Below are 6,309 nucleotides of genomic sequence, written 5' to 3' on the forward strand. Positions count from 1 at the left end.
CACCCTTGTGGTGGAACTTGTCACCAATCCGGTGGTCCAGTCCGGACTGCGGGGCGTGGTGGACACGCTGCTCACCGATTTCTGGGGCTTCGACGGCGTGGTGACAGCCTTCTCGGAGGCCGCCGGGGCACTGGCATCGGGCACCCAGACGCCCGCCGAGGTCGGGGCTGCGTTGCGGGCCAACGTTGCCGTCATCGGCGCGGTCGGAACGGCCTTCGGTGGCGCCATGACGACGTTCCTCGATGACCGCGATCTGTGGATCGCCGTCGACGGGACGCTCTCTGCGGCGGTCGAATCGCTGACCACCGATGACACGGTGCTCAGTGCGCTTGAGACGGCGGTCTCCGACACGATCTCAGCCCTGGGCCCAATCGGGGCCGCGGTTGGTCCCCAGGTGGGTGCCGCGGTGGTGCAGTTGGTGAGCGACCCGTTCGTCTCGGCCGGCTTGCTCGGCGTGGTGGACACTCTGGTCGCGGACTTCTTCGGCGCCCCGGGTGTGGTGGACGCCTTCTCAACGGCGGCCAGCCAGTGGGCGCTGGCATTGCTCTTCACGGGCAAACTCTCAGCCGCGAATGCAGCCGCCCGGCAGGAACTCAGGGACAGCGACGCGGTCGCCAGCGGGGTGGACCTGTCGCTCACGGTGGCGGTGGCCGAATTCCTGGGCGATGAGCAGTTGTGGTCGTCGGTGGATCAGATCCTCTCGAACCTGGTGGGCGAGGTGCTCTCCGACGGCCCGGTCCAGGACGCGATCGAGGAGCAGGTCGCCACAAAGGTCACCGACCAGACCAAGGGTGTGTTGGGTGACCAACTCGCCGCGATCCTGGGCGCCAAGGCCGGGTCCGCGGTGCTCTCCCTGCTCACCAACCCCGCCGTCACCGGCGGGCTGCGCAGCCTGGTGGAGTCGGTCTCCACCGACTTCTGGAGCTCCACCGGTGTGATCACCGCCTTCTCCCAAGCCGCCGGCGCGCTGGCCTCGGGAGCACTCAGCGGCAACCCCGAGCAGAGCCCCACCGCGGTCGCCGCGGCGTTGCGGGCCAACACCGAAGTCCAGGACGCGGCTCAGCAGACCGTCACTGACGCGGTCGCCGGACTACTCGCCGATCGCAAACTCTGGGGCGCCATCGGCACGGCACTCTCCTCGCTGGTGGCCGGCTTTGTCGGCGATCCGGCGGTCGACAAGGCCCTGTACGACTTCGTCTCCTCCGAGGTGGCGAGCTCCGTCGGAGGCGACCTGGGGGCAGCGGTCGGCCCACCGGTCGCCACCGCGCTGGTGTCCCTCATCACTAACCCGGCGATCGGAAACGCCCTGAAGACGTTGGCCGACACCATCGCCACCGACTTCTTCGGTGCTACCGGCGTCATCTCCACACTCGCCGATGCAGCGGGCAAACTCGCCGCCGCTGCCGTGGCGGGAGATTTCAAGTCGGTGCTGCCGCAGGTCACCGAGATGGTTCGGATGGACGCGGACATCGACGCGGCGGTGGACCTGTCCGTCAGCGCCGGGTTCAGCCAGCTGTTCGGCGATTCCGCGTTCACCCAGGCCGTGGGTGGCACGGTCGCGACCCTGGTCACCAGTCTGTTGATCGATCCCGTGGTGCAGCAGGCCGCGGGCGCCGCGGTCGCCGATCTGGTGACCGGCTATCTGGGCAAGTCACCGATCGCAGGACCGGCGGGCCAGGCGGCCGGGAAGGCGGTGCAACAGTTCCTCGCGACCGCCGGGGTCGCGTCTGGCATCGGCACGGCCATCGGGTCGCTGATGCCCGACTTCCTGGGTCAGCCCGGTGTGAGCGAGGCCTTGGGCGGGGTGGCCGGCCAACTGGCGGTCGCCCTGGTGCGAGGAGACAGTCTGAAGGGCGCCGTGAAGCAGGCCGTGTCCGAGCTGAAGACGAACGCCGATGTTGTGGCGGCGGTGAAGGCACTCGTCGCCGACACTCTCAATCTGGTCGACACCAGGATTCTGGGCAACCCCGCCGTCCAGCAGTCGCTGGGGGCGATCACCACGACGTTGATCACCGACCTGGCCGGCGACCCGGCCGTCCAAGCCCTTGTCGCCGAGAAGTACGGCCCCGTGGTGGCCGGCCTGCTGACCGACACCGCAGTCGTCAACCAGGTTGCCTCCGCGCTCGGGTCCGCGGTCACCCAACTGCTTGCCTATCCCGGCGTCAGTGCCGCGATCACCCAAGCCCTCGAAATATTCGCCGACGACGTGCTGGAAAACGGATGGAAGACCAGATACCAGGCTCTGGGCCAGGCACTGGCGTGGCTGCGGGCCGACCCACCCTTCGTCGACGCCGTGAGCACCGTGATCCCCACCGCCCTGAACAGCATTCTGGCCAACCCCGCCGTGATCCAGGCGGTGGGGGTCGTCGTCAAGCAAGAGGTACAGAACCGGCTTGAAGCACTAGGCATCAAGAACAAGTTCCTCGACCGGGCGATCAGCCAGGTCGCCGAGGGTACCGTGGACGCGTTCCTCAAGAAGCCGGCGGCGATCAGCCTGCTGGACAGCCTGACGGTGAAGATCCTGCTCGGGATGCCCCTCAGTGACGCAGCCAAATACGTGGGCCACGAGATCGTCTACTCGACCAAGCTGCAGATCGCGCTCGGCTCGGCCATCGGACAGGGAATCGGGTCCCTCTTCGGCGACAACATCTTCGGCCGTTCCATCGGTCTGGTCGCCGGACTGCCGATCACGATCACGATCAGCGCCACCGCCGGGTTCTTGCGCGTGTACAACTGGCTGTCGGGAGGATGGGCGGTAACGCCGATCGGCGGCCAGAGTCAGTCGACGTTCGCTGCGCAGGCCGCGCCTGCCGGCGGACTCTTCCAGCCGGCGCCGGCGGCGTCTGACCTTTACGAGATCAGCGCGGTAGTCCCGGACGCCGCGAATGCCCGGCGGTACCGCGACGCGCTGACCGGTGACGGCCGGTTCACCCTCACCCACTTGGGGGTGACGGAGCCCGACGCGGACCAGCCGGGCTCGGTGGACCTCACGATTGCGGTCGACGCGGACGGACCGGAGGCGGCCAGGACCGCCGATGCGCCGATGATCGTCGCCTTCAGGTTCCCGCTGGATCGACTTCTAGGGCTGGCGGAACTGCCCGCAGTCGCCGTCGCTGATCCTCGGAAAGCCCCGCAGGCCAGCTGAAGATTGCGGTCGCCGAGCGACCCTGGCGTGACGATCACCCCCGACTGATCAGCGTCGGCTGACCAGTCGTCGGGTTCTCCCGCGGAACTACCCGAGTGCGGCCGGGCAGGACGACGGCGGTGTGTAGGACGGTGCGGCCGGGCCGCACCCGGTGAACGCGGCGAGCAGGCCCTCGACCCAGACGATCAACTGGAACACCGCCACGGTGGTCACCATGCCCACGTCAGCCGCGATCGGCAGTCCGATGGCGTTGATCAGGCCCTTGATCAGCTCACCGGAGAACATCTGCTTGACCGAATCGAGCACGATGTTGGTGTTGTAGGCCTGCAGCGGAAGCAGGAATGCGTTGAGGAAGTCCGCCGTGGCGAGCAGCGTCGCATACGTGGCCGACAGTGCGGTCGAAACCCTGGCCGTGACGTTGGTGAGCGCGTCGCCGATGCTGCCCAGCGCATCACCGACCTTGAACGGGTTGGCCCTCCGGTCGGCAACCGCTTGAGCCATCGCGGCCAGCTCCTGCTGCACCGATCCCTTCGCCCCGAAGGACTTGAAGAAGTCGTTGATGCCCTGCCTGACCCCGGCTGCCAGTTTGGTGGCCACCTCGACGGGACTGACTTGCGGGAACATCCCGAAGGGCACGATGACGTTGGCGTCCGGCTGGTTCTCCGGGGTGCCGAAGCCGTGCGCGTAGTCGCCGTAGCCGAGGTCGACGATCACCTTCAGGGCGGGCTGCATGAGGGCTACCAGCGGCTTGCCGATGAACGGAATCTGCGCCAGTGGCAGCAGCATCGGCAGGTACGGGGTCTTGATGAAGTAGTACTTCTGGTCCCCGTCAGGCCCGGTGGTCGTGGGCAGGGCGAGGCAGGACGGTGAGCCCTCGTTGCAGGCGACCCCCGGCCCTTCGGTGCCCATGACCGAGTCGTAGGCTCCCAGGCCCGTTCCGTAGGTTTTCGCGAAGTAACCCGGGTTCAGGTACTGAATGTGGATCGCGAAGATACCGATCACCGCGTTGAACACAGACAGGGCGTTCATCGGATAGCGCGGGAAGTCGGCGAAGCCGTCGTACTCCAGTGCGTAGTTCGTCGTGGGGTAGGCGTTGAGGGTCTCGGGAGTGTCGTTCGGCGGCGTCGCGCCGTAGAAGTCGATGCCGGTGCTGTTGAACACCAGGCCGGGGAACCGGGCGAACCAACCGCCGTTGGGGTTCATCTCCTGGCCCACCGTCACGTACTGGATCTGGCCCGGCTCGATGGGCGAGCCAGTGGACTTCTGCAGGTCGCGCTGCAGCAGCGAACCGATGATCGCGCTCTGCGAGTAACCGAAGTAGGAGATCGGGACATCGGGATTGACGCCGAGGGTGGCGAAGATCGTATTCTTCACCTCGGTCAGGCCCTGCTGGACCGAAATGTCCAGCGGCAGAACCTTGATTCCGGTGATCGGGTAGGCGCCTTCCGGGGTGTAGATGATTTGAGGCGTGTAATCCACGCCGGGATTCTGGCTGTTGGGGGCCAGGTACCACTCGTAGGCGACCTTCGCCTGGTCGTAGCTGGGGATGGGGACGCCGCTGGCGCCAAGGATGTAGGCGCAGCCCTCACTGGATTCGGTGCACACGCTCGGCTGGAAAGTGGGAGCCGCCACGGCCACGGGGCCGGGTTCGACAGCGGTCCTGCGGACGATCTCCGGTCCCGCCGATTCCAGCGGCACGTCGTCCTTCGGCGTCGAATCGGTGTCGACGTCCGGGTCGGGGCCGGCCGTCGTCAGCGTCGCAATCTCCACGCTCTCCGGAGTGGCCTCGAAAGTCGTCACGGTCTCGTCGGCCGGCGCAGGTGCCTGCACTGCCGGTACGGGGTCGGCGGCCGGTGCGGGGTCGGCGGCCGGTACGGGGTCGGCGGCCGGTGCGGAGTCGGCGGCCGGTGCGGGCCCGAGGTCCGCGACTTCGGGAACGTCCTGGGCGGCCGCCGCGGCGGCGCGCGAAGTGCGCCGAGCACCGCCGGCATCGGCGGCCGCGGCCGGTACCGCCCGTTTCGCCCGCGGTGCGGCAGACGGCCGTTCGGGGCCGTGGGCGGCGGCCCGCGAGTGCGCCGCGCGGGTCGCGCTCCCGGAGTCCGATGAACTGTCCGCCGCGGCGACGCCGACGGAGAACCAGACGGCTCCGACGCCCAGGGTGGCGGCCAGGACTCCCACCCGTCCGACGACACGGGAGGCCGCAAGGCCGGATGAGGGCAATTCAAAGTTTTTCATCAGCAAAGGCTAAGGCCCCTGCGAGGCTTATGTAGCCGAAATGCACGGAAAACAATGACGAAACTGGGCACCGCGGCGAGGCGGACAGCGAGCCCGGTTGCGGACCTCGGGTGTGGAGCTAAGGGGAATCGAACCCCTGACCTTCTCGATGCGAACGAGACGCGCTACCAACTGCGCTATAGCCCCTCGGACGGGGAAAGACTACCAGCCGGGGCACCCGGGGCGGAGGCGACGGCTCCGCCCCGAGGTCCCCTATGACACCGGGATGATGGTCACGGACGGGATTCGGGCGTCGCTGTTGACGACGTAGAGCGTGGTGGTACTCGAGCCCGGGTTGACCGCCAGTCCGGTGAGTCCGTTGTTGAGGCCCTGGGTCATGGTGGTGTAACTGGCCACCACCGAACCGGCGTTGGGGCCGGTCGTGCTCATGGCGTAGAGGGTCGAGTTGTTGCTGTTCGTGACGTAGATGGTGGTTCCGTCCCCACTGACCGCCACGGCGTTCGCATTCACCCCGACAGGCAGGCCGGTGTAGGTGGTCAAGACGCTTCCGTTGCCGGAGTTGGCGCTGGTGTCGATCACCGTCACCGTTCCGTCGGTGCCGTTGGCGACGTACGCGCGGTTCCCGGCCGCATAGGTGGCGATGCCGAACGGGCTGGCGCCGACGGTGAGCGTCTTGACGACGGACGGGGTGTCCGACCCGACGTCGACGACGAACACCTTGCCAGTCCCCTGCGACGTGACGTACGCCTTGAATGTTTCGCAGCAAAGCCTGGTGTCCAGAAAACTGGACTTTATAGGAAACTTATCCGGGCAGCAGGCAAACAAACTTTTCCATCAATAAATAGCTTCGAAACGGGTGAGAAGCCCATTGGCGTCTGGAATGCGCGGCCTTCCCGCGTCACGGCGAGATCGGGCGGTCCGATACCCGC

The 6,309-nt window shown here is 67.2% G+C and carries 3 protein-coding genes and 1 tRNA gene; 1 reads left to right on the forward strand and 3 read right to left on the reverse strand.

All coding sequences use genetic code 11. The annotated features are described in order from the left end of the window. The coding region (locus tag ACKOQ4_RS04790) for a hypothetical protein (protein ID WP_526289362.1) at positions 1–3,145 on the forward strand (3,145 nt) is incomplete at its 5' end. Between the two features lie 87 nt (positions 3,146–3,232). Here ACKOQ4_RS04790 and ACKOQ4_RS04795 read toward each other — a convergent pair. The 3 genes from ACKOQ4_RS04795 to ACKOQ4_RS04805 all read right to left on the reverse strand — a co-directional run bounded on the left by ACKOQ4_RS04795 (position 3,233) and on the right by ACKOQ4_RS04805 (position 6,205). Continuing rightward, on the reverse strand, positions 3,233–5,380 hold the full coding sequence (locus ACKOQ4_RS04795; RefSeq protein WP_526289365.1) for a PE-PPE domain-containing protein: 2,148 nt from the start codon (positions 5,378–5,380) through the stop codon (positions 3,233–3,235). Between the two features lie 113 nt (positions 5,381–5,493). Then, a tRNA-Ala gene (locus ACKOQ4_RS04800) sits at positions 5,494–5,566 on the reverse strand. Between the two features lie 66 nt (positions 5,567–5,632). Continuing rightward, on the reverse strand, positions 5,633–6,205 hold the full coding sequence (locus ACKOQ4_RS04805) for a YncE family protein (RefSeq protein ID WP_526289367.1): 573 nt from the start codon (positions 6,203–6,205) through the stop codon (positions 5,633–5,635). Positions 6,206–6,309: the final 104 nt, after the last annotated feature.

The sequence above is a fragment of the Mycobacterium sp. genome (genome assembly GCF_046095365.1).
Lineage (GTDB): Bacteria > Actinomycetota > Actinomycetes > Mycobacteriales > Mycobacteriaceae > Mycobacterium.